Genomic DNA, 23367 nt, shown 5'->3' with positions numbered 1-23367 from the left:
GGCGGGATGCGGGAATGGCACCGCGCGCACTCCGGGGGAGTGCATGCGATGCCACTAATCTGTCGCACCTTCCGGGCCGACGGGACTACCGGGCTCGACCTCAGGTCGGGCCGGCAGCCATCACACGAACGCGCCGTGCCCGGTGAGCGCCCGCCCGACGATCAGCGTGTTGATCTCGTTCGACCCTTCGTACGAGTAGATCGCCTCGGCATCCGCGAAGAACCGGGCGACGGAATGGTCGAGCAGGATGCCGTTGCCGCCCATCGACTCCCGGGCCAGCGCCACGACCTCCCGGCACTGCGCCGCGCAGTACTGCTTGGCGAGGGCGGAATGGTGCTCCTCGCAGAGCCCGGCATTCTGGAGCCGGCTGACCTGGAGGGCCAGCGCCTGCATCGAGGCCAGCTTGCCGACCATCTTCGCGAGCATGGACTGGATGAGCTGGAAGCTGCCGAGCGGCCGCCCGAACTGGGTGCGGCGCTGCGTGTAGGCCAGCGCGCGCTCGTATGCGCCGGCGGCGCACCCGACGGCGATCCAGGCCACACCAACGCGCGTCATGCCCAGGACCCGCGCCACGTCCTTGAAGCCGTTCGCGCGCTGGAGCCGGTTCTTCTCCTGGACGCGGACGTGGTCGAGCGTGACGTGTCCGTTCTGCAGGGTTCGCTGGGCGATCTTTCCTTCCATCTTCCTGACCGAATAACCAGGAAGTGTCGTCTCGACGATGAAGCCCTTGACCTGCTGGTCAGCGAGGTCACGGGCCCACACCACCACGAAGTCGCCGAAGGTGGAGTTGCCGATCCAGCGCTTCTCGCCGTTGATGATCCATGTGTCACCATCGCGCCGGCATGTTGTCGTTATACCGCCAGCAACGCCGGATCCGACATCCGGCTCGGTCAAACCGAAGGCGCCAAGCACCTCCCACTTCCGCATCCGCGGCAGCCAATCCTCCTGCTGCTCCTTCGATCCGCAGAGCAGGATTGACCCGAAGGCCAGTCCGCCGTGCACACCAAGGAAGGTGGCGAAGGAACAATCGACGCGGGCCAGCTCCATCGTCAGGACCCCTTCGGCGACCGAATCGTGCCGAACCGCGCCGTCGGGGCCGGTCGGGAAGATCGAGGCGAGCAGGTCCAGTGACGCGAACTGCGGGATGAGGTGGTACGGAAACTCCGCCCGTTCCCAGTACTCGTTCGCGATCGGGTTCACCTCGCGGTCCATGAACTCCCGCGCGCGCAGCCGGGCCGACTCGGTCTCCGCCGGCAGGTCTCGCAGCAGGTGGAGGAAATCCACCTCGATCTCCGGCGCGGCCGGCGGCGCCACCTTGGCCTTGGCGATAGAGCGCCGGGCCCGGGCCAGCGCCGGCCCGTCCATGTTCAGGAGCTGTTCGATGGCCCCCGCGAGTTCCGGACGCTCGTGCAATCGCGCCGCGAGCGCCGCCACCCGCGGGTCCAGCTGCGGCAGGAGGTCGGTCTCGGTTGGTGACAGGATTTCAGTGGCCATGGCTGCATCCTGGCGCCAGGCGCCGGGATCTCACGTGTGAATGGAAACCGCAGGACGTCGCGCCGTTCGGGTGCGCTGCACCGCGAAGGACGTCCGCCGGCGCGCACCGTCACGCTGGGGCGAAACTACCCCGCGCGCAACGCTCCCGTACAACCACGACGCCACGGATGCGTTCCAATTCCCGCTGGCGCCCCCGTGCGGCAGAAGTCGCCATGACCTGCCCGGCAGAAGCTGCCGTCTGCGCGCTCCCTTCCGCCCGGCGCGACCCGCTCTCGTGGCCGGCCTGATCGCAAAACCGTGCGCCTAATCCTCTGCATGACAACGGGTTGCACTGCTGAGTCTGACAAGAGGCGCTGCCCCCGCCGAGCTGGCACCTGCCGTGCTTTTCCATGGATCCGACACGTGTCCCCTCCCTCCACGTCCGGACCATGGCGCTCTTCAACTTCGTCAATCGGATCTCCTCTGCCGGCTCGCTCCGCGAGGCGCTCGACCAGAGCGTCGTGCGGCACCGGCTGATCGCCGATCGCGTGGCCAACGCCACGCTCGTGAACAAGGACGGATTCGCCCTGCCCGCTGGCAGCACCGCCGCATCGGCGGTCACCGGCGAGCGCGGCCCGGTGGACGTCGAGCAGGAGATGGCCGCCCTCGCCAACGAGCAGCTCTACTTCGAGGAGATGGCCACGCGCCTCAAGGGCACCTACGACGGCATCCGCCGCGCGCTCCAGGATCGCTGACCATGCCGAAGCTCCCCGGACTCCTGCCGTTCGTCGGCGGGCCTGCCATCCGCCCGATGTTCCGCGCCCTCGGCATCGCCGCCAGCGGCATGTCGGCGCAGCGCACGCGCATCGAGGTGGCCGCCAGCAACCTCGCCAACGCCGACGTCACGCGCGGCGAGAACGGCAAGGCGTACAATCGCCGCATCGTCCAGCTCAGCACCGCGCAGCGTGACGACCGCGAGGCCAGCTTCCGATTCCCGAACCAGCTCCCGTTCGCTGCGCCGCCGTTCGGCACCGCGCAGTTCGACGTGCCCGCCGGTGCGGCATCGTCAGCGCCGGCGGCCACCGACACCGAGCAGACGTTCGGCGTGGTGGTGCAGGGCATCCAGGAGGACACCACCGCCGGCGCCCGGGTGCACATGCCCGGCCACCCCGACGCCGATGCCGAGGGCTACGTGACCCTCTCGAACGTGAACCGCACCAGCGAGCTGGTGGACCTGCTCGACGCGCGTCGTGTGTTCGAGGCCAACGCCACCGTGTTCCAGTCGGCGAAGCAGATCCTGCGCAAGTCGCTGGAGCTCTGACGATGGCCATCTCCGCGCTGACCACGCAGCTGCCGACCCTCGCGGGCGCGCTCCCCGATCTCTTCCGCCGGCCGGACGCCGGCCCGCGCGGCGTGGATGGCACCACCGCGCGCCCCGACGGTGGCGCCACCGACAGTGCCGACGGGACGCCCGCGCGCACGGCCGGCACCGACGACGACATCAGCCGGATGCTCGCGCGCCGCGCGGCACTCGGTCCGCTCACCTATGGCCGGCGGATGGCGCCGGCCGACGCCCCCGCCGCCGCACCTGCCGGGCTGCGCGGGGTCCATCTCGATGTCCGGGGCTGACTCATGACGATCGACAAGTTCGGGGCCTTTGCGCAGCGCGTGGCGGAGTTCGGCCTGCCGGGCGAGGGCGGACGCACCGTGCCGGTGCTGCCGGAGCCTGGCCCCGGTGGCGGCTTCGGCGACGTCCTGACGCGCGCCGTGAACGAAGTCAGCGCCGCGCAGGAGATCAGCGGCGAGCTGACGCTGCGTGCGGCCCGCGGCGAGCACGTCGAGACGCACCAGCTGATGGCGGCGGCGAGTGAGGCCGGCATCGCGATGGACCTGATGATCGAGGTCCGCAACAAGGTCGTTGACGCCTACCGGACCGTGATGTCCATGCAGAGCTGACCCGATGCCCCCTGCGATCGAGCAGTTGTTCGAGCGACTCGGCGGCGCGCGACGCGTCGGCATCCTCGGGGTCGGCGTGGTGGCGCTGGTGGCCATCCTCGGCGTGTCACGCTGGGCCACGAAACCCGAGCTGGTGCCGGCCTTCAGCGGCGTGCCGCTCGAGCACGTCGGCAAGATGACCGATGCGCTCGAGGCGGCCGGCGTCGCGTTCCAGCTGGACCGTGGCGGCACCGACGTCATGGTGGCCGCCACCGACCTCGCGCGTGCCCGCGTGGTCCTGGCGTCTGCCGGATTGCCGGCGCAGGGCCGTCCCGGCATGGAGCTCTTCGACCAGCCCAGCTGGGGCATGACCGACTTCGCCCAGAAGATCAACTACCGTCGCGCCCTCGAGGGAGAGCTCGAGCGCACGATCAGCACGATGAAGGGCATCGAGCGGGCGCAGGTGCACCTGGCGATCAAGGAGACGCAGGCGTTCCGCCGCGCTGGCGACGCGCCGGCCGAGGCGAGCGTGGTGGTGAAGCTCCGCAACGGACAGCGTCCCGAGGCCGACGTCGTGCGCGGCATCTCGCAGCTCGTGGCGAGCAGCATCGACAACCTCGAGGCGCAGCGGGTGGCGGTGCTGGACGACGGCGGCCGCCTGCTCTCGCGCATGCTCGACGCCAGCGACCCGGCGTCGCTCAGCAGCGCGCAGCTCGAGCAGCAGCGCGCCGTGGAGGACCACCTCGCCGGCAAGGCCAGCGCGATGGTCAACCAGATCGTGGGTAACGGCAACGCCACCGTGAGCGTGGCGGCCGACCTGAGCTTCGACCAGGTCGAGCGCATGTCGCAGCAGGTGGACCCGGAGAAGCAGGCGCTCAGCACCGAGCAGAAGGCGGAGATCGTGCCCGGCACCGATGGCGGCGCCGGCTCCACGAACGTGGCCAGCAGCTACGACAACTCACGCACCGTGGAGACCGTCAAGTCCGCCACCGGCGTGGTGAAGCGCCTCACGGTGTCGGTGCTGGTGAAGGATCGCGTGGATGCGAAGGGGAAGAGCACCACGCGGCCGCAGGCGGAGCTGGACCAGATCGAGGCGCTGGTGCGCAACGCGGTCGGCTTCGACTCCACGCGCGGCGACATGGTGAAGGTGGTGAGCACGGCCTTCGAGGGCATCACCGCCATCCCGGCGGAGACGACCGGCGAGAAGGCGATGCGCACGCTGCAGCAGGTGCAGCGGCCGGCGCTCGGCGTGCTCGGGCTGGTCCTCGCCCTGGTGATCGCGATGATGATGATGAAGACGCTGAAGGCGCAGTCGGCGGATGCGCGGGCGATGGCGCTCGCCGCGGCGCGGCAGCAGCAGCAGCTCGAGGCGGGCGGCCAGGCCATGGGCCAGCTCCCGGAGCAGGCGGGTGACGGCGCGCCGGTGACCTACACGGCGCTGAGCATGCCGGTGAACCCGCTCAAGGAACGTGTCGTCGCGACGGCCGAGGCCTATCCCGACGTCTCAGCCAAGATCCTCCGGAACTGGATGCGAAGTGTCTAAGATGGCGCGGATGCGCGAAGTCACGTTCGAGTCGCTGAACGGGCGGCAGAAGGCGGCGCTCCTCTGCCTCGCCCTCGGCACCGATGCGGCGGCGAAGGTCACGCAGAAGCTCTCCACCGACGAGGTGGACACGCTCTCGTTCGAGATCGCGCGCATGGACGAGGTGCCGACCGAGGTGATCGACAAGGTGCTCGAGGAGTGGATCGAGTCGGCGATCGGCATCGGCTCGCTCTCCAACGGCGGCGTCGAGTACGCGCGCGAGGTGCTGGAGAAGGCGTTCGGCCCGGGCAAGGCGGCCGGCATCCTGCGCCGCGTGCAGGGGCAGCTCGCCGACACCGCCGGCCTCACGCGCCTGCGCCGCGCCGACCCGCAGCAGCTCGGCAACACGCTGCGCAACGAGCACCCGCAGACCATCGCGCTGGTGCTCGCGCACCTCGACCCGCAGCAGACCGCGAACATCCTGAAGGAGATCCCGTCGTCCAAGGGCGGCGAGGTGGTCTACCGCATGGCGGGCATGGAGAAGGTGCAGCCCGAGATGCTGATGCTGATCGAGAAGCACATCGGTTCCGAGACCTCGTCGATGATGGCCGAGGGCACCGCGTCGGGCGGGCCGAAGGCGGTGGCCGAGGTCATGAACTTCATCTCCGGGGCACTGGAGAAGGAGCTGCTGGAGGGTGTGGAGGAGCGCGACCCGGAGCTCTGCGAGGTGATCAAGAACCTGATGTTCGTCTTCGAGGACCTGATCTCGCTGGACGACAAGGCCATCCAGCGCGTGCTGCGCGAGGTGGAGGCGAAGAGCCTGGCGCTGGCGCTCAAGGCGGCCAGCCCGGAGCTCAAGGGGAAGATCCTCGGCTGCATGTCCCAGCGCGCGGTGGCGGCGCTGCAGGAAGAGATGGAGATGATGGGACCGGCGCGCATGAAGGACGTGGAGGCGGCACAGACGGCCTTCGTGTCGCAGGTGCGCCGCCTGGAGGAGATGGGCGAGATCGTGATCGGCGGAAAGGGGGGCGACGATGTCCTCGTTTGAGCCGCTGTTCGCGGCCCCGGGCAGGCAGCGCATCACGCCGCGCATCGTGCCGACGCTCGCGGCGGTGGACACGTGGATGCCGCGGCCGATGGCGTCACCCGCCGACTCCCGCCCGTCGTGGTTCGACGAGGAGCTGGACGACGTGCGCGACTCGGCGGTGGCGGCGCAGGAAGCCGCCGCGGCCGCCACGCTCGCCGCCGCGCGCCAGGCGGAGCTGGACGAGGCCTACCTGCGCGGGGTGACCGACGGCCGCGAGCAGGGCGAGATGGCCGAGCGCGCACGGCTGCGCGGCGCGATGCTGGCCGCCGAGAGCGCGCTGGACGACGTGCGCGCCGGCGAGGCCCGCTGGCTGGCGCACATCGAGGAGAACATCGCCGCGATCGCGGTGGCGGTGGCCCAGCAGGTGATCGTGCGCGAGGTCTCGCTGTCGAACGACATCGTGTTCGGCATGGTGACGCGCGCCGTGCAGGAGTTCGGGCTGGACCAGCCGCTGACGATCCGCGTCAATCCCGGCGACCACGAGTCGCTGAACGCCGCCGACCGCAGCGACGACACCGAGCTGGCGCGCACCACGGCCCCGCGCGAGCTGCGCTGGGTGCCCGACGCCCGCATCGAGCCGGGCGGCTGCGTCGTCGAGGGGCGCGAGCGGATCGTGGATGGACGCGTGGACACGAGCCTGGAGCGGCTCTACCGCCGGCTGACGTACACCAATGCCTGAGACCCTCGTCGCGCGCGAGATGACGCGCCGGATCGCCGAGATGCCGCGGCTGCAGGCCTTCGGGCGCGTCGCGCGGATCGTCGGCCTGGCCATCGAGGTCAGCGGCCTCGAGATGGGCCTCGGCGAGCTGGCGCGCATCACCAACACCAACGATGCCCGCTCGGTGCTGGCCGAGGTGGTGGGCTTCCACCACACGGGGTGCCTGCTGATGCCGCTCGGCGAGATGGACGGCATCGCGCCGGGCGCGAGCGTCGTCGCACTCGGCCGGTCGTTCGGCGTGGACGTCGGCCCGGGGCTGCTCGGTCGCATCCTCAACGGGCTGGGCCACCCGATCGACGACAAGGGCAAGCTGGACGTCGAGGAGCGGGCGCCGCTGCAGGCCGAGCCACCGAACCCCCTCCATCGCGAGGTGATCGGCAGCACCATGGCCACCGGCGTGCGCGCCATCGACGGGCTGCTGACCATCGGCCAGGGCCAGCGCATCGGCATCTTCTCGGGCAGCGGCGTCGGCAAGAGCACGCTGCTCGGCATGGTCGCACGCCAGGCGCAGGCGGACGTGAACGTGATCGCACTGCTCGGCGAGCGCGGGCGCGAGGTGCGCGAGTTCATCGAGCACTCGCTCGGCGAGGAGGGGCTCAAGCGCAGCGTGATCATCGTCGCCACCGGCGACCAGGCCGCGCTGGTGCGTGCACGCGGGGCGCTGGTCGCCACCGCGATCGCCGAGTACTTCCGCGACCAGGGCAAGCAGGTGCTGCTGATGGTGGACTCGATCACCCGCGTGGCGATGGCATGGCGCGAGATCGGCCTCGCCGTCGGCGAGCCGCCCACCACCAAGGGCTATCCACCGTCGGTGTTCGCGGCGCTCCCGCGGCTGCTCGAGCGCGCCGGCAACGCACGCGTGGGCGGCATCACCGGCGTGTACACGGTGCTGGTGGACGGCGACGACTTCAACGAGCCGATCGCCGACGCCGCACGCTCGATCCTCGACGGCCACATCGTGCTCACGCGCCGCCTGGCCAGCGCCGGCCACTTCCCGGCCATCGACGTGCTGGAGTCGAAGAGCCGCGTGCGCGACCTGCTGATCACCGATGCACACAAGCAGGCCGCGAACCTGCTGCTGCAGCTGGAGGCGGCGTGGCGCGAGAAGGAGGATCTCATCCTCGTGGGCGCCTACCAGAAGGGAAGTGACCCGCTGGTGGATGCCGCGATCGCCCTGCGTGACTCGCTGCTGGCGTTCCTGCGCCAGCCGCCGACCGAGAGCACCGCGATCGCGAACTCGGTGGCCCTGCTGCGCCAGCTGCAGCAGCGCTACGACCACCTCGTTGCGCAGCGGGTGGCCGCATGAACGCCCGCAACTTCCGGTTCCGGCTGCAGAAGCTGCTGGAGCTGCGCGAGGAGGCGGAGCGCGCCCGCGCGCTGGCCCTCACCTCGGCGCACAGGCACGCGCTGGCCGCCCGCGACGCGCGCACCGCGATGGCCGAGGCGCGCACGGCAGGCACCGCCTCGCTCGCCGCCGCCGCCACCGCCGGCACCAGCGTCGGCACGCTCCGGCAGATGCAGTACGTGCTCGGCGCACTCGACGAGCGGCTGGAGGCGGCCGACAGCGGCATCGTGACGGCCGACAGCCTCGTCCGGCACGCGCAGGACGAACTCCGCGCGGCATTCCAGGCCCGCCACGCATTGCACACGCTGCGCGAGAAGCAGTCCGAGGCGCACCGCGCCGCGGAGCAGGGCGCCGACCGCGCACTGATGGACGAGATCGCACTCACGCGATTCCACAACAGCAGCACCACTCCCACCGATCCGGAGCGCTCGACCAATGGGTAAGCTCATCGTGCCACTCGTCATCGGCTTCCTGATGGGGCTGAGCGGAGGCGGGTTCTTCACCGTGTTCATGTCCGCGCGCACCCATGCGGCGGCCGTCACCGAGGCGAAGAAGAGCGGCATCAAGCCCGTGGCCGATTCCGCGCATGCCGCCGGCGACAGCACCGCCGCCGAAGGAGACAGCGCGGCCGCGCCCGCGCACGACGCTGCGCCGCATGACAGTCCCGATGCACCCGCCGGCGATGCCCATGCGCCGGCCGCCACGCACGACTCGACACCGGCGGTGAAGCCGGTCGCTGCGACGGCGGCGGCAGGCGTGACGCCACCCGCCGCAGTGGCCCCGATCGATCCCGCCACCGTCGCACACCAGGCGCGACTGACCAAGATCTTCTCCACGATGAGCCCGAAGGACGCGGCCCGCGTCCTTGGTCAAATGTCCGATGCCGACGTGAGCGTGATCCTCAGTCACCTCAGTGACCGGCAGGCCGCCGCCATCCTCACCAGCATGCCGGCGCAGCGCGCGGCCGCACTCACGCAACAACAGCCGCCCCGGCGCGGGGGCACGGAATGAGCGCGCTGCTCCCCGTGGCGCCGGCGCCAGCGCGCCAGCCCGCGCGCGAGCCCGACCGGCGCATGGCCGATGGCACGCGCGATCATTTCGCCGACTCGCTCGCCACCGCGCGCGCCGAGGACAGCGCTGCGGCCACCACGTCGCGGCGGGGTTCGGTCGCGGCGCGCGAGCGGACCGCCGACGGACAGCGGGCACTGCGTGCGCAGCTGCAGGCCGCGATGATCTACGGCGCGATGCGTCGTGCTGGCGCGCGGGCCGAGGTCACCGCGCCGGTCGCCGAACCCGATCCCCAGGTCATCGACGCACCCGTCGCGCTGCCGGGCACGCCGAACGATGCGCAGGCTCCGGACGTGACACCGGCCTCCGGCACCGTGGCCGCCGATGCGGCGACCGGTGCAGCGGGTGATCCCGTGGCCGCACCACACACGCGTTCGGCTGTCGATGGTGCCCTCGATCCCGTGTCGCTGGTGCAGGCCGACTCCGCCACGGCGGCGGCACTGGCGCTGGTGGGTGCGATCCCGCTGCCGCTGCTGCCCGTCGCGGAGCAGACGCTGGATCCTGGCATCACACCGTCGGGTGACGATGACGCCGCCGCGCTCACGCACGGCGCGCGTGACGGGCAGCCGATGGCATCGCGCATCGCGGCGTTGCAGCAGCGCCTGGCCGGTCTCGTGAAGTCGGGAACCGCCGGCGGGGGCTTCACGGAGCCGACACCGCTGCTCGAGGATCACTTCGATGCGCCGGCGGCGGCCATCGGCTGCGCGCTCGCGCACGGCGCTGCCGCCGGCGCCGCGGCCGTTCCGGCAGCGCTGGGCGGGATGACGACGCTGCCGGCGGACGTGGTCCGTCCGGAGCCGACCGTGAGCGTTGCCGCGGCGCCGGTGTCGCGCGCGCCGAAGGGCGCGACTGCGATCGTGCGCGACCTGTCCACGCTGAGCCCGGCATTCCGCGAGCGGCTCGAGCGCGTGATCGATCGCATGCGCGAGGAGTTCGGCCGCACCGTCACCGTGGTCGAGACCACGCGGTCGCCGGAGCGCCAGGAGGCCCTCTTCGCGCAGGGGCGCACCGCGCCGGGACCAGTGGTGACCTGGACGAAGAACTCCCGGCATCTCTCCGGCCTCGCCGCCGACCTGATGGTGGATGGCAAGTGGGAGAATCCGGAGGGATACGCCGACCTGGCCACCGTGGCCGTGCAGGAAGGGCTGCGCACGCTCGGCGCACGCGACGCCGGCCATGTCGAGCTGCCCGGGGAACGCACCGTCTCGGCCGAGACGCTCGGCACGCTGCTGGGTGACCTGCAGGGTGAGGCGGGGGATGGCGCGCGCCAGGCCCGTGCCACACTCCGGCAGTCGCGGCTCGCCGGTGACGACACGGCCCGCAGCGGCGGGCTGGCCCAGGTGTCGAACGTGGCTCAGGTCGCACGCGTCGCGACGGTCGCGCAGGTGGCCCGCGTCGCGTCGGTGGCGCGACCCGGTGCCGCGAAGTCCGCGGCGCAGTCCGACGGCCCGGCGCAGGTGCCGGCCGTGAGCGCCCCGGTCAGCGCCATCACCGGCAACGATGCCTCGGCCGCCGCCCGCGTCATCGCTCCCGCCACGCCCGTCCACATGTCCGAGCGCATCACGCACCTGCTGGACCTGCAGGCGTCACAGGCGGCACGCCCGCTGAGCAGCGTGTTGCTGCGCATGGACAACGCCAACGGCATCGAGGACCAGATCCGCATCGACACCCGCGGCACGTCGGTGGATGCGCGGCTGGGGCTCGCCAGTGCCCAGCAGGCCGCAGCGCTCACCGATCGCATCGGCGAGCTGCGTGACGCACTCGAGCGACGCGGCCTGGTCGCCGACGGCGTGCGCGTGCAGGCGACCACCGCCGCCCGTGCGACCGACAGCGTGAACTTCTCGCGGCCGGCCGCGCCGGCGCTCGAGCTGGCCGCGATGCGCGCTGCCGCCGACAGCCAGGCCCACGCCGGCACGCGCGACCAGTCCGGCACCGACCAGCACCAGCGCGAATCCCTCGCGCGCGAGCAGTCCCGTCCCAGTCCGCGGCCGTCGTCCGACGACCCGCGCAACCGCTCGCGTCGCGAGCAGCCGGAGGAACGTCGATGAGCACCGTCACCGCCACCACCACCACCTCGACCGCTGCGACCACCGGCATCGCCGGCGTGGCCACCAGGCGGAACGCCCTTGGCAAGGACGACTTCCTCAAGCTCCTGGTGGCGCAGCTCAAGCACCAGGATCCGCAGAACCCGGCCGACGGCACGCAGATGGCCGCGCAGCTCGCCCAGTTCTCGAGCGTCGAGCAGCTCACGAACATCAACGACGCGCTGGCGGCGCAGTCCACCAGCCAGGCCACGCTGCTCGACTCGGTGGCGGCCGGCACCGCCAGCGGCAACATCGGGCGGATCGTCACCGCCGGGAGCGACCTGCTGCAGCTCGACGGCAGTGGCAACGAGACGCTGCTCATCACCGGCACCGGCGGCCCCGCGCAGCTCAACGTCTTCGATGCGCGCACCGGCCTGCCGGTCACCACGCGCTCGATGGGGTCGCTCACCAGCGGCACCAACGAGTTCGTCGTCGGCACCGCGCTGAAGGACCTCACGCCCGGGGTGTACCGCGTGACCGTGACCTCGTCCGACACCTCCCGGCCCATGAACTACACCACGGCGGTGCGCGGCCTCGTGACCGGCATCGAGACCACCACCGACGGCCTGCAGTACAACGTCGGCGCGCTGCTCATCCCGGTCACGTCGGTCACGGCCGTCACCACCAGGTAACACGCCGCTCCATCACGTCGGAATCACCACGGTCCGGCCGGTGCCGGCCACGCGCAGGCTTCATCGCAGGGCGCAGTTCACCTCTCTCTCCCAATACCAGCCATGCTTCGTTCCCTCTTTGCCGGCGTCTCGGGTCTGCGGAACCACCAGTTCCGCATGGACGTCATCGGCAACAACATCGCGAACGTCAACACCGTGGGCTTCAAGAGCGGCCGCGTTGCCTTCAAGGAGGGCTTCGCGCAGCTCCTGCAGGGCGCCAGCCGTCCCCCCGGTGACCAGGGCGGCGTGAACCCGGTGCAGATCGGGCTCGGGTCGCTGATCGGCTCGGTGGACCAGATGTTCACGCAGGGCAACGTCGAGACCACGGGTGTGAACACCGACCTCGCGATGCAGGGTGACGCGTTCTTCGTCGTGCGCAAGGGCACCGAGACGTACTACACGCGCTCGGGCAACTTCCAGCTCGACGCCGAGGGGCGCATGGTGTCGCCGACGAACGGCTTCATCGTGCAGGGGCGCATGGCCGAGGACGGGATCCTGAACGACACCATCACGGACATCATCCTGCCGTTCGGCCAGAAGGTCGCGGCGCGTGCCACGACCAAGGTCACGGTGGCCGGCAACCTCAACTCGTCGGCCGGTACCTTCAACGCCGCCGACCCCGATGGCACGGGCCCGCTGGTGGGTGGCTTCGGCCCCGACACACGCGCCGTCACCGCCAACTCGGGCACGTTCACCAACGGCACCATCGGCATGTTCGACGCGCTCGGCAACAAGGTCGACGTCAAGATGTGGATGTGGAAGACCGCCAGCAACCAGTGGGACTGGCAGATCGACGAGTCCACGCTGCCTGCCGGCTACACGCTCGATCCGACCACACCCGGCGCGGCGATCGGCGGCGGCGGCACCGTCACCGGCCGCTTCACCTTCGACCCGTCCACCGCGCTGCTGACGCAGTCGGAGATCATCGGCGGCGCGAGTGCCGGCACCGGTGTCTCGAGCCCCACGCTCGGCATCATCGGCCCCGGTGGCGCCACCATGTCGGTCACGATGAACCTTGGCGCGGCAGTCAGTGGCACCGGCGTCATCGGCACGCTCGGCGGCCTGACGCAGTTCGCCGGCAACGGCACCGCCGTGCTCCGCGACCAGGACGGCTACACCAGCGGCCAGCTCCAGAACTTCAGCATCGACCGCATCGGCATCATCAGCGGCGCCTTCACCAACGGCGTGAACCAGACGCTGGGCCAGATCGTGCTCGCCGACTTCAACAACCCGGCCGGCCTGCTCCGCACCGGTGACAACATGTACGCCGTGAGCGGCAACTCCGGCGGCGCGGTGCTCGGCTACGCACTCGAGGGCAGCCAGAGCTTCGTCACCAGCGGCGCGCTCGAGATGTCGAACGTGGACCTGGCGCAGGAGTTCACGAACCTGATCGTGGCCCAGCGTGGCTTCCAGGCCAACAGCCGGGTCATCACCACGAGCGACTCGATGCTCGAGGAGCTGGTGAACCTGAAGCGGTGAGTGGGTGACCGGGTGAGGCGGTGGGCAGCCACGTGCTGTCCACCGCGCTCGCGCGGTCGCCGTGCGCAGGAGTTCAAGGGGACGGAGATCTTGAACGCGCGCCAGGTTCAAGGGGACGGAGATCTCGAGTTCAAGGGGACGGAGATCGTGAACACGCGCCCCGGCAAGACAGGCACCCGCCGCCCGGCACGCTTTGCCGCCCGGCCAGATCGACGCCCCGGAGCCACCGGCGTCGGATCCATATAAACAATTGAATTACAAGCACTTAGCCGAACCCTGCCAGCCTGCGGGCGTCTGGCATGACGGCTGCTTTGATGGAGACCGGACGCCTCCCGTCTTTCCGCTCCCCTGGCACCCATCATGGCTGACCACGAAGAAGAAGCTGCCGCCGAAGGCACCGAGAAGAAAAAGAAGGGGCTCCCGCCCTTCGTCATGCCGCTGGTCCTCGTCCTTGCCGGCCTGGGCGGCGGTGGATTCGTGGGCGCCAAGGTCGTGGGCCCGAAGCTCACCGCCGGCATCGACGGCACCCTGACCCCGGCGGAACTCATCGCACACGCCTCGAAAAAGAAGGGCGCCCACGCCGACGAGGACGCCGACGCCGGGGACGGCGCGCACGACGAGGAGGCAGGCGACGAGGGCGACGAGGAATCGGGAGACCACGCCGAGGCCAAGGGCGGCGGCGAGCACGGTCCCGCTGCACCACCACCGCTCTACACGCTCAGCGACCTGGTGCTCAATCCCGCCGGTTCGGGCGGCACGCGGTTCCTCATGCTCTCGGTGGCCTTCGACATGAAGGACTCCGCCGCCGTGGAGGTGCTGAAGCAGCGCGACGCCGAGATCAAGGACGCCGTCCTCGCGCTGGTCGGCGCCAAGACCGTCGAGGAGCTCGCCGAGGTGGCGTCCCGTGAGCCGCTCAAGGTCGAGATCAAGGCGCTCGTCGGCAAGATCACGAAGAAGCCCAAGGCCATCAAGCGCGTCAGCTTCCCGCAGTTCGTCATCCAGTGATGCACTGACGATGTCGAACGACACGCTGAACCAGAGCGAGATCGACCGCCTCCTCGGTGGCGGTGCCGGCAGCGCGCTCGACCTCGCGTCGAGCGGGCGCAAGCAGGTTGCCAGCCAGCCCGAGGTGCAGCGCTACGACTTCCGCCGCCCGCACCGCATCTCGAAGGAGCGCCTGCGCACCATCGAGGCGATGTACGAGCGCATGGTGAAGAACCTCGAGAGCTACCTGATGTCGCGCGTGCGCGGCCAGGTGGAGGTGCGCCTGCAGAGCGTGGAGCAGTTCAGCTTCGGCGAGTTCACGCTCTCGCTGCCGACACCCTGCTGCAGCTACATCACCGACATCAACGGCAGGAACGGCCTGCAGGGCGTGATCGACTACGGCACCGACTTCGCCTTCTTCCTCGTCGACCGCCTCTTCGGTGGCGGCAGTGCGCCGACGGTGATGAACCGCCCGCTCACCGCGCTCGAGCAGGACGCCGTCCGCCTCGTCGCCGACCGCACCGCCTCCATCGTGCGCGACGTCTGGGCCGAGGTGATGCCGATCGAGCTGCACGTCAGCGGGTTCGAGGCCTCGCCCGAGATCCTGCAGGTCTGCGCCCGCGAGGACCCGGTGCTGGTGGCGAACATCGAGGTGTCGGCCACCAACATCTCGTCGCTGATCATGGTCTGCCTGCCGTTCGCGTCGCTCGAGGAGTACTTCACGACGGCCGACACGCGCCGCGTCTCGAGCACCGCCCGCAGCAAGGAGGAGCTCAAGACGCAACGCCGCTTCACCGAGGCCTCGCTGCGCAACACCAACGTGCAGGTCGCGGCCCGCCTGCCCGACTTCCGCCTCACCATGAAGGACCTGTCGCAAGTCGCCGTCGGCACCGTGATCAACACGGGGCTGAGTGCCAACTCGCTGCTGACCATCACCGTCGAGGGACAGCCGCGGCGGGTGGCCACTGCCGGCCGCACCGGCGGCAAGCTCGCCGCGCGCATCACCGATGGGCGCATCCCCGAAAACCGCATCATCGGCTCCATCACCCCCGCCGCCCCCGACACGCCATGAACCAGGACGAGATCGCCGCCCTCATCGCGGCAAAGAACGCCGGCCTGCCGCTGGACGACGCCGGTGGTGACACCGCCACCAGCGAGGACTTCCCGGCCGACTACTCCGAACTCGACTCCACCATCGGCTCCAGCGCGGAAGTGCCGATGCACATGCTCATGGACCTCACCCTGCCGGTCTCGATCGAGCTGGGACGCACCACGATGTCGGTGCAGGAGATCCTGCAGCTCGGGCGCGGATCGGTCGTGCAGCTCGAGCGGCTGGCCGGTGAGCCGATCGACATCTACGTCGGGGACCGTCGCTTCGCCGAGGGTGAGGTGGTGGTGCTCGGCGAGAACTTCGGGGTGCGCGTGACGCGCATCATCAACCGGTCGGGTGGCACGGAGCTGCTCGGATGAACGCTGCTGGCTACGCCGGCATGCTGGGAACGCTCGCCTTCGTGCTCGGACTGGTGGTGCTGGTGGCGAGGCTGGCAAAGCGGTTCCTCCCCGGCACCGTCACGGCCGCCGGCAGCGACGCCTTCGCCGTGATCCAGCGCATTCCCCTCGGCCAGCGCCAGGGCATCGCGGTGGTGCAGCGCGGCGACCTCCTCATCGGCGTGAGCGTGGGAGAGGGCGGTGTGCGCACCCTCTTCACGATGCCTGCCAACGGCGCAGGCGCGACCCTGCCCGACATCACGCCCGACGCGCACGAACACGACACGCCGGACATCGGGCCGGCCAGCAGCTTCACCAGGGTGCTCGGCGATGCGCTGCGCGGTCGCGTGGCCCGCGGCCTGCTGCTCCTCGTCGGCGCCCTCGGCGTCACGGCCCACGCACTCACGGCCCAGCAGGCGGTCCCGGTGCGTCCGGCGCCAGCCACCGCCGCGCCAGCCACCCCTGCCACCGCGCAGGGCGCCGCACGGCCCGGCGCGCAGCCCGCGCTCCGCACCCTGCCCGCCGGCCCCGCACAACCCGGCCCGCGCGACCTGCCGCGCCGCAGCGAGCCGCAGGTCCAGGTGCCACGGCCCTCCGAACCGGCGCAGACCGCGTCGCGCACCGGCGGAGAAGCCTCCATCGCACCCCTGCTCCCCGCCGCGCAGGCCCGCGACATCGCGGCCCTCCAGCAGCGCGCGAACGGCACCGCACCGCTCGGCACCGCCGAGTCGCAGCGGATGGCCGGCCGCGCCGACAGCATGATCGCGAAGCTCGCGCCGCAGATGGACCTGAAGATCGGCGGCACCGCACAGGGCGAGGGTCTCCGCATGAGCGGCACCGTGGGTGTCGTCGTCATGATGGGGCTGCTCTCGCTGCTGCCCATGCTGCTGCTGATGATGACCGGCTTCACCCGCATCCTCGTCGTGCTGCACTTCCTGAAGCAGGCGCTCGGCACGCAGTCGGCGCCGCCGGGGCAGCTGCTGGCGGCGATGGCGCTGCTCCTGAGCGGCTTCGTCATGGCGCCGACGCTCAAGGACGTGAACAGCACCGCCCTCGAGCCCTGGATGGACGGCAAGATCGAGCAGGTCGAGATGATGTCGCGCGCGATGGTGCCCTTCAAGGCGTTCATGGTGCGCCAGGTGCGCGACCAGGACCTGCAGACCTTCGTGGACCTGGCCGACATCCCGCAGCCCGATTCGCGCGAGGCCGTGCCGCTGACCGTGCTGATGAGCGCCTTCGTCACCAGTGAGCTCCGCACCGCATTCCAGATCGGCTTCGCACTCTTCCTGCCGTTCATCGTGATCGACGTCGTGGTGGGCTCGGTGCTGATGAGCATGGGCATGGTGATGCTGCCGCCCGCGATGATCTCGATGCCGTTCAAGCTGCTGCTGTTCGTGCTGGTGGACGGCTGGGGCCTGGTGGTCACGGGGCTCGTCCAGAGCTTCCGCTGATGTCCGCCGCACCGGCGGCGCTCCCCGACCTCCTCACCACCGCGGGAGCCTCGACCTTCATCCTGCTGGCCTGTCGCGTGGGCGGGTTGCTGCTCGTGGCGCCGCTCTTCGCCGGCAAGCAGGTGCCGATGCGGCTGCGCACCGCGATCATGGTGGTGTTGGCGGTGGTCCTGGTGCCGGTGGCCCGGGCCCACATCCACGGCGCACCGGCCATCACCCCGCTCTCCTTCGCCAGCGAGACGATCATCGGCTTCGCACTCGGGTTCGGCAGTGCGATCGTGATCGCCGCCGCCTCGGCCGCCGGTGACGTGATGGCGATCCAGATGGGACTTGCCGGCGCCGCCGTGATGGACCCGATGACCAACATCCAGGTGCCGGTGCTCGGCCAGTTCATGACGGCGTTCGTGACCCTCCTGCTGCTCTCCAGCGGCGGGCACCTCGTGATGATGCAGGGCCTCGGCGGGTCGCTCGAGGCGCTGCCGCTGGGCACGGTGCCCGACCTGTCCGCCGGCATGCTGGCGCTCGCGAAGATGGGAGGCCAGCTCGTGTCGCTCGGCGTCATGTTCGCGGCGCCGGTGATGGCGGCGACGATGCTCACCAACGTGGCACTCGCGATCCTCACCCGCGCCGCGCCGCAACTGCACATCATCACCGTGGCGTTCCCGCTCCAGATCGCCGCCGGCCTGTTCACCCTCGGCGCGGCGCTGAGCCTCACCGCCGTCTGGTTCGGCGGCTGGCCTACCATCCACGACGGCCTGCTGCAGCGCATGCTCGGGCCGATGCTCGGCGCGGTGCGGTAGCGTGGCCGACGACGGCGAGAAGACCGAGGAGCCCAGTGGCAAACGCCTCGAGGACGAGCGCGCCAAGGGCAACATCCCGCGCAGCACCGAACTGACGACGGCCGCGATGCTGTTCGGGTCGGCCGTGATCTTCACCAACGTGGCCCCCGCGATGGGGCGCTACCTGGTGGAGGTCATGACGACGGGACTCTACAACGCTGCCGCCGAACACCATGAGCCGCGTGACCTGCTGTATGGCACCATCGCCCTCGGCTGGCGCACGCTGGCGCAGCTCGCGCTGCTGCTGGGTGCCTTCGCGCTGGTCGCCATCATGGCCAGCGCCCTGCAGGCGCGCGGCACCCTCGCGCCGAAGGCACTCGAGCCCTCGTGGCAGAAGCTCAACCCGCTCAGCAACGCGAAGCGGCTGCTGGGCACCCAGGGGCTGGCCGACCTGCTCAAGAGCTTCGTCAAGCTGGTGATCATCGGCAGTGTGGTCTACAGCGCCGTGGACGACATGTGGCGCGACGTGCTCGCCCTCGCGCAGCGTGGGCCGATGGGGGTGGCCCAGCTCTTCCAGCAGCACGCGATCGGCCTGCTCCGGCACGCGGGCATCGCGTTCGTGGCGCTTGGCGCCGCCGACTACGGATTCCAGTGGTGGCGCTGGCACAAGGGACTGATGATGAGCAAGCAGGAGCTGAAGGAGGAGGCACGCAGCGCCGACGGCGACCCGATGATCAAGCAGCGCATCCGCAGCGCGCAGCGCGCCCTGGTGCGGAAGCGCATGATGGCCGACGTCAGGACCGCCGACGTGGTGATCGTGAACCCGGTGCACATCGCGGTGGCGATCAAGTACGACCCGTTCGTCGCCCCGGCGCCGGTCATCGTGGCCATCGGCCAGCGCATGATCGCCGAGCGGATCAAGCAGCTCGCGTTCGAGGCGGGGGTGCCGGTGGTGGAGAACATCCCGGTGGCGCGGGCGCTGCTGGCCAGCAAGGCGGGCCCGGGCACGCAGATCCCCATCGAGCTCTATGTGGCCGTGGCCGAGGTGCTGGCGTTCGTGATGCGGCAGAAGGCGAAGTTCGGCGCGGCGTGGATGGGCACGCACACCATCGACGACTGACGGCGCGCCGCTGCGTCGCGCGCCGTCGGGTCACCCCGGCTGCGCGGCCCGCATGGCGTGCACCACCAGCCGGTAGCGTCGCGCCACGCCGCTGAACGGCACGCGGGCGACGCGGTTCTTCGCCAGCTTGCCGGCGCGCCGCGCCAGGCTCAGGGGCTGCCGCTCCGGCAGCACCTCCACCGACGCGAACCCCGCCGCCTGGCACAGGCCGACGAGGGCGGCACGGTTCGGCGCCCACCAGTTCGAGGCGTCCCCGTTCAGCTCATCGCCCGGGAAGAACTCGCAGAGCGCCCGGCGACCCGACCCCGGGATCTCCATCGCCTCCGTCTCGATCACGCAGCGTCCACCCGGGGCCGTGAGCGCGAACACACGACGCAGCGCCGTCAGCGGCTCCTCCAGGTGATAGAGCACACCGAGAAAGAGCACGACGTCGAAGGTGCCGATGTCCGCAGGTCCTGTCGTCATGAAGTCGCGGGCCACCGCCTCGACCGTGCTCCCGAGCGCGGCACGCGCCGCCTCGAACGGCCGCCGGCCGGGCAGCTCGTCCGGACGCCAGTGCCCGGTCAGGTGCGGCGGGGGCAGGAACCGGCCGGCCTGCTGCGCCTCGCGCCACTCCTGCATGTACGCCGGCATGTCCGTGAACCAGGCGTAGTGATCCAGCGCCACCACGCGCGCGGCACCCCGGCGCTCGGCTGCGAACGAGAAGAAGCCGTCGTAGGCGCCGATGTCGAGCACCGACCGCCCCGAAAGGTCCGGCAGGGCGATGGCGCGCAGTTCCTCCTCCCAGAACGCCAGTGGCGCACGCCCGGGCGTGACGACACCGGGCGCCAGCTCGATGGAGTGATACCACTCAGGATGCAGGCGAAGGACGTCGGCGGCGCCGGGCATGTCAGGCTCGAAGGTCGGGGAGCATCGAATGGCGTACGCGTGACCCACCGGCGGGTTCCGTGGCCCGTCCGGGCCGCGGCGTCACCAGAGCTCGCCGCCGGGCGCGGCCGCACGAGGCAGCAATTCACATCGCCGCATGGTGCCGAATGGTATCCCGCCGTGCATCGCGCGGAAGTTCCGCGGGACGAATGTCGCGAAACACCGCTGATGACGACGGCTGTCGTCGTGCCACTGCGTCATCCATGGCGCCGCCGCAGGTGATGTGCCGGGGGACGGGATCCAGCACTTCCCGCGGCTCGTCGAGGACCGCCTGCGCGCCGCGCCGCGCTGAGCGAATCGAACCACGCCAGCACCGGCGCATACATCCGCCCCGAACTCTCCTGGTGCGCCACGCGCCCCAGCGAGTGCAGTGACACCGCCCCACCTCGCGGCTTCGCGAAGTCGTGCAGCCGCTTCGCATCCGCCCGCGACACGTCCGTGTCCGCCTCACCGTTGTAGAACCGCAACGGCGCCCGCGGCACCCACGCGTCCAGCGAGTTCTCGTCCAACGCCCGCGTGAACCAGCCCGCCTCGCGCCCGTCCACCTGCCGGAGGAACGCCGGCGTGAACAGCGCACGCACGTCCTCCGGCAGCACCGGTGCGATCTCGTCCATCCCGTGGTTCCCGTCCAGCAGCGTCGGCAGTGCCTGCGCCAGCGCCGGTGCGAACGCGTCCGACACCGGACGCCCGTAGTACCGGCAGTACGCCATCACCGAGATTGCCAGGTAGCCGACACCGTTGTTGTCGAGCGTATACGGCAGCGACACCCGCCGCAACGCGAACGCCCCGGCCACCGCCACCGCGCCGCGCAGCCGGTACCCCGCCAGCGGCCGCCGCTCCAGCTCGCGCTGCACCGCGGCCACGCTGTGCCCGCCCTGCGAGAACCCCAGCAGCAGCAGCGACGGATCCCACCCGGTGTGCATCGCTCCCGCCACGGTACGGACCGCCCGCAGCATGTCGATCGACACATCCCGCTGCGCCGCCGCGATCATGTACGGCTGCGGCACCGTGGATTCACCCAGCCCCAGGTAGTCCGGCAGCACCACCAGGTACCCGTTCCCACCGAACACCGCCGCTTCCTCGTTGCCGTCAACGCGGTCGGGCTGCGACGGCGCCAGCGCCCGCGTGACGTTGGTGCCGTGCAGGAACAGCACCACCCCACGGGGTCGCACCCGGTCAGCGGGTACCACCAGCAGCCCCGACGCATCCACCGCCCGCCCATGCAGCACCGTGCGGTACACCAGCCGATACATCCGCACCGCACCGTGCACCCGGATCGATCCGTCCAGCGGCGCCGCGAACGCCGCCAGCGCCCCGCGGTCCACCTCCCCCAGTGAGTCCACCCGGAGCACCGACCCGCGATCGGCGCGCCCCACCGACGGCTGGGCCGCAGCGGCGCTGGTGATGCACAGGAACGCCATCACGATCACTGACCGGTGCGACATGTCGATTCACTCCGCAGAGGGTGACGCGCACCACGGTCCCAGTTGACCGCGCGCGCCCCCCATCCTGCGTTCCGCCGCCCTCGGCGTCTCCTCAGTTCGTGGCCGACACTCCCCGATTCATGATTCGCGGGGCATGTCCGCGTTTTCGGGGAGCTGCCGCGCCAATGCCGCCGCACGAAACGCCGTCGGCGTGCTCCCCTCCACCTCGCGGAACACCCGGTTGAACGTCGCCAAGGACGCGAACCCCGAGTGCATCGCCACCGCCAGCACCGTGTCGCGCCCCCGCTCGGGATCGGCCAGCAACCGCTTCGCGTGTGCCACCCGGTACTCGTTCAGGAACGCCGGGAAGTTGCGGTGCCCCAGTCCGGTGTTGATCAGCGCCCGCACCTGCTGCACCGGCGCACGCAGCCGGTCGGCCAGGCCATCGATCGTCAGGCCGGCATCCAGGTAGCATGCGTCGGCATCCAGGGCGTGCGTCAGCCGTCGGTGCAGGGCGATGTCGCGCGGGTCCATCGCCGGACGGGCCACCGGCGCGCCGACGACCACCGGCAGGAACTGCAGCCGCTCCACCTGCAACCGGGTCAGCCAGAGCAGCAACAGCACGCTCATCGGCACCACGACCAGGGCGTTGCGGAGGACCGAGGCAAGCTGCGCATCGGAAAGCTCCTCCGTCGCCAGCGACACGACCAGCGCGAACACCAGCGCGAACGCCAGCCAGCTCCTGGCGCGCCGCCGCGGCTCGAGCAGGTCCGACGCCCGCCCGCGCAACGCCACGGTGACCACATGTCCCACCATCATCAGTGGCGGCAGCGACCCAGCCGCGGCGATCGCGTCCACCTGCGGCACCGGCACGCCAGCATCCACCAGCAGGTACACCAGCGGCACCAGCGCGAGCGCCATTCCTCCCGCCCACTCGACGCGGCCCGGACGGAACCCGTCGCGCAGCAGGCCCAGGCAGAACCACCAGAGCAGCCCCACGTTCGGCGCGCCGAGCAATCGGAGCAGCAGGCTCGCGCCGTCGGGCAGCAGCAGTGCTGCCGGCGAGAGTGCCAGCAGCTGTGCGCTGACGCTCACGGCCAGCGCACCCAGCACCCGTCCCTGCGAGAACTCGCCGGCATCACGCCACGCCAGCACCGCCAGGAGCAGGCAGCACGCCAGACCACTGCCGCCAAGGAGTGCATCGAGACCGGGCATGACGTGTCGGATTGGGGTGTTTGCGATTCGGCGGCCCCATCGTGATCGCCGGCTGAACGGATCGCCCACCGTACGTCGAACGACAAGCAGACCGGCGCCGGGCCTGCACAAACACCTGACGCCCGCCGCCGCTCCTCAGCGGCAATCCGCGCCGACCACCCCCTCGGCAAAGGCTGCCGCATGGCCGCGCGAGCCGCCTGAAGCAGTCGCGGCCATTGAAGCCGTAACGTGTTATCGGAGAATGCCTTAGGAGACTTCGACAACCCATCCACAGGTTGGCACCCCACCTGCTTCTACATGAGACCGTACTCCGACCCCACGGCTCATGTCGCACACCCAGATCGTCGATCTCGCCCGCAACGCCATCCTGCTGTCGCTGCTGGTGTCGGCCCCCATGCTCGCCGTCTCGCTCGGCATCGGGCTGGTCGTCTCGATCTTCCAGAGCGTCACGCAGATCCAGGAACAGACCCTCGTCTTCCTGCCGAAGCTCGTCGGCGTCTCGGCGATCTTCCTCGTCGCGCTGCCGTGGATGATCCAGCTGCTGGTGAAGTTCACCACCGAGCTGTTTCGCAGTCTTCCGCAGTTCGCGGCCTGAGG

General features: G+C 70.6%; 24 protein-coding genes. 20 read left to right on the top strand and 4 right to left on the bottom strand.

All coding sequences use genetic code 11. The features are described 5' to 3' along the window. Positions 1-120: 120 nt before the first annotated feature. Positions 121-1494: an acyl-CoA dehydrogenase family protein gene (locus tag IT355_05455; GenBank protein MCC7052692.1), complete on the bottom strand. Its 1374-nt coding sequence runs from the start codon at positions 1492-1494 to the stop codon at positions 121-123. Between the two features lie 428 nt (positions 1495-1922). Here IT355_05455 and IT355_05450 point away from each other — a divergent pair, with 428 nt between their 5' ends. The 19 genes from IT355_05450 to IT355_05360 all read left to right on the top strand — a co-directional run bounded on the left by IT355_05450 (position 1923) and on the right by IT355_05360 (position 19204). Continuing rightward, entirely contained in the window at positions 1923-2228 is a 306-nt protein-coding gene (locus IT355_05450; GenBank protein ID MCC7052691.1) for a hypothetical protein, read from the top strand. Positions 2229-2230: 2 nt separating this feature from the next. Beyond that, positions 2231-2794, top strand: a complete 564-nt coding sequence (flgC, locus tag IT355_05445) for a flagellar basal body rod protein FlgC (protein MCC7052690.1) — start codon at positions 2231-2233, stop codon at positions 2792-2794. A 2-nt stretch (positions 2795-2796) separates the two neighbouring features. Beyond that, a complete protein-coding gene (locus tag IT355_05440) occupies positions 2797-3102 on the top strand; it encodes a hypothetical protein (GenBank protein MCC7052689.1) in 306 nt (101 codons plus the stop codon). Positions 3103-3105: 3 nt separating this feature from the next. After that, on the top strand, positions 3106-3429 hold the full coding sequence (gene fliE, locus IT355_05435; GenBank protein ID MCC7052688.1) for a flagellar hook-basal body complex protein FliE: 324 nt from the start codon (positions 3106-3108) through the stop codon (positions 3427-3429). 4 nt (positions 3430-3433) lie between these two features. Further along, positions 3434-4951 carry a flagellar M-ring protein FliF gene (fliF, locus tag IT355_05430; protein MCC7052687.1) on the top strand — a complete coding sequence of 506 codons (1518 nt, stop codon included), beginning with the start codon at positions 3434-3436 and terminating at the stop codon, positions 4949-4951. Next, positions 4944-5978, top strand: coding sequence for a flagellar motor switch protein FliG (gene fliG, locus IT355_05425; protein MCC7052686.1), 1035 nt, complete (start codon positions 4944-4946; stop codon positions 5976-5978). The genes fliF and fliG overlap by 8 nt, the downstream gene beginning before the upstream one ends. Beyond that, positions 5965-6696 (top strand): hypothetical protein, encoded by a 732-nt coding sequence (locus tag IT355_05420; GenBank protein ID MCC7052685.1) that lies wholly within the window; start codon positions 5965-5967, stop codon positions 6694-6696. Before fliG ends, IT355_05420 begins: the two co-directional genes overlap by 14 nt. Beyond that, a complete protein-coding gene (locus IT355_05415; GenBank protein MCC7052684.1) occupies positions 6689-8041 on the top strand; it encodes a FliI/YscN family ATPase in 1353 nt (450 codons plus the stop codon). The genes IT355_05420 and IT355_05415 overlap by 8 nt, the downstream gene beginning before the upstream one ends. Next, positions 8038-8523 carry a flagellar export protein FliJ gene (gene fliJ / locus IT355_05410; GenBank protein ID MCC7052683.1) on the top strand — a complete coding sequence of 162 codons (486 nt, stop codon included), beginning with the start codon at positions 8038-8040 and terminating at the stop codon, positions 8521-8523. The genes IT355_05415 and fliJ overlap by 4 nt, the downstream gene beginning before the upstream one ends. Further along, a complete protein-coding gene (locus IT355_05405) occupies positions 8516-9091 on the top strand; it encodes a hypothetical protein (protein ID MCC7052682.1) in 576 nt (191 codons plus the stop codon). Before fliJ ends, IT355_05405 begins: the two co-directional genes overlap by 8 nt. Next, the gene (locus tag IT355_05400; GenBank protein ID MCC7052681.1) at positions 9088-11196 is read left to right on the top strand and encodes a M15 family metallopeptidase; all 2109 of its coding nucleotides are present in this window, start codon (positions 9088-9090) and stop codon (positions 11194-11196) included. Before IT355_05405 ends, IT355_05400 begins: the two co-directional genes overlap by 4 nt. Further along, positions 11193-11864, top strand: coding sequence for a hypothetical protein (locus IT355_05395; protein MCC7052680.1), 672 nt, complete (start codon positions 11193-11195; stop codon positions 11862-11864). Before IT355_05400 ends, IT355_05395 begins: the two co-directional genes overlap by 4 nt. A 102-nt stretch (positions 11865-11966) precedes the next feature. Further along, on the top strand, positions 11967-13382 hold the full coding sequence (locus IT355_05390; protein MCC7052679.1) for a flagellar hook protein FlgE: 1416 nt from the start codon (positions 11967-11969) through the stop codon (positions 13380-13382). Between the two features lie 360 nt (positions 13383-13742). After that, entirely contained in the window at positions 13743-14387 is a 645-nt protein-coding gene (locus tag IT355_05385; protein ID MCC7052678.1) for a flagellar basal body-associated FliL family protein, read from the top strand. A gap of 10 nt (positions 14388-14397) precedes the next feature. After that, a complete protein-coding gene (locus IT355_05380; GenBank protein ID MCC7052677.1) occupies positions 14398-15438 on the top strand; it encodes a FliM/FliN family flagellar motor switch protein in 1041 nt (346 codons plus the stop codon). Further along, positions 15435-15836: a flagellar motor switch protein FliN gene (gene fliN / locus IT355_05375; protein MCC7052676.1), complete on the top strand. Its 402-nt coding sequence runs from the start codon at positions 15435-15437 to the stop codon at positions 15834-15836. The genes IT355_05380 and fliN overlap by 4 nt, the downstream gene beginning before the upstream one ends. Next, positions 15833-17305: a flagellar type III secretion system pore protein FliP gene (gene fliP / locus IT355_05370; GenBank protein MCC7052675.1), complete on the top strand. Its 1473-nt coding sequence runs from the start codon at positions 15833-15835 to the stop codon at positions 17303-17305. The genes fliN and fliP overlap by 4 nt, the downstream gene beginning before the upstream one ends. Beyond that, positions 17305-18105 carry a flagellar biosynthetic protein FliR gene (locus IT355_05365; GenBank protein ID MCC7052674.1) on the top strand — a complete coding sequence of 267 codons (801 nt, stop codon included), beginning with the start codon at positions 17305-17307 and terminating at the stop codon, positions 18103-18105. The genes fliP and IT355_05365 overlap by 1 nt, the downstream gene beginning before the upstream one ends. A gap of 1 nt (position 18106) precedes the next feature. Next, the gene (locus tag IT355_05360) at positions 18107-19204 is read left to right on the top strand and encodes an EscU/YscU/HrcU family type III secretion system export apparatus switch protein (protein MCC7052673.1); all 1098 of its coding nucleotides are present in this window, start codon (positions 18107-18109) and stop codon (positions 19202-19204) included. A 30-nt stretch (positions 19205-19234) separates the two neighbouring features. Here IT355_05360 and IT355_05355 read toward each other — a convergent pair whose 3' ends face one another. From IT355_05355 to IT355_05345, 3 genes are all read right to left on the bottom strand, one after another. Further along, entirely contained in the window at positions 19235-20092 is an 858-nt protein-coding gene (locus IT355_05355; GenBank protein MCC7052672.1) for a DUF1698 domain-containing protein, read from the bottom strand. A gap of 236 nt (positions 20093-20328) precedes the next feature. Further along, positions 20329-21576, bottom strand: a complete 1248-nt coding sequence (locus IT355_05350; GenBank protein ID MCC7052671.1) for a hypothetical protein — start codon at positions 21574-21576, stop codon at positions 20329-20331. A gap of 117 nt (positions 21577-21693) precedes the next feature. Next, positions 21694-22770 (bottom strand): helix-turn-helix transcriptional regulator, encoded by a 1077-nt coding sequence (locus IT355_05345; GenBank protein MCC7052670.1) that lies wholly within the window; start codon positions 22768-22770, stop codon positions 21694-21696. Positions 22771-23095: 325 nt separating this feature from the next. On the opposite strand from IT355_05345, the gene fliQ reads away from it, so the two are divergent. Next, positions 23096-23365, top strand: coding sequence for a flagellar biosynthesis protein FliQ (gene fliQ / locus IT355_05340; protein MCC7052669.1), 270 nt, complete (start codon positions 23096-23098; stop codon positions 23363-23365). The last annotated feature ends 2 nt before the right edge of the window (positions 23366-23367 follow it).

The organism is Gemmatimonadaceae bacterium (assembly GCA_020851035.1).
Taxonomy (GTDB): domain Bacteria; phylum Gemmatimonadota; class Gemmatimonadetes; order Gemmatimonadales; family Gemmatimonadaceae; genus JACMLX01.
The sequence above is the reverse complement of the archived record's forward strand: the minus strand, read 5'-3'. Positions and strand labels throughout refer to the sequence as shown.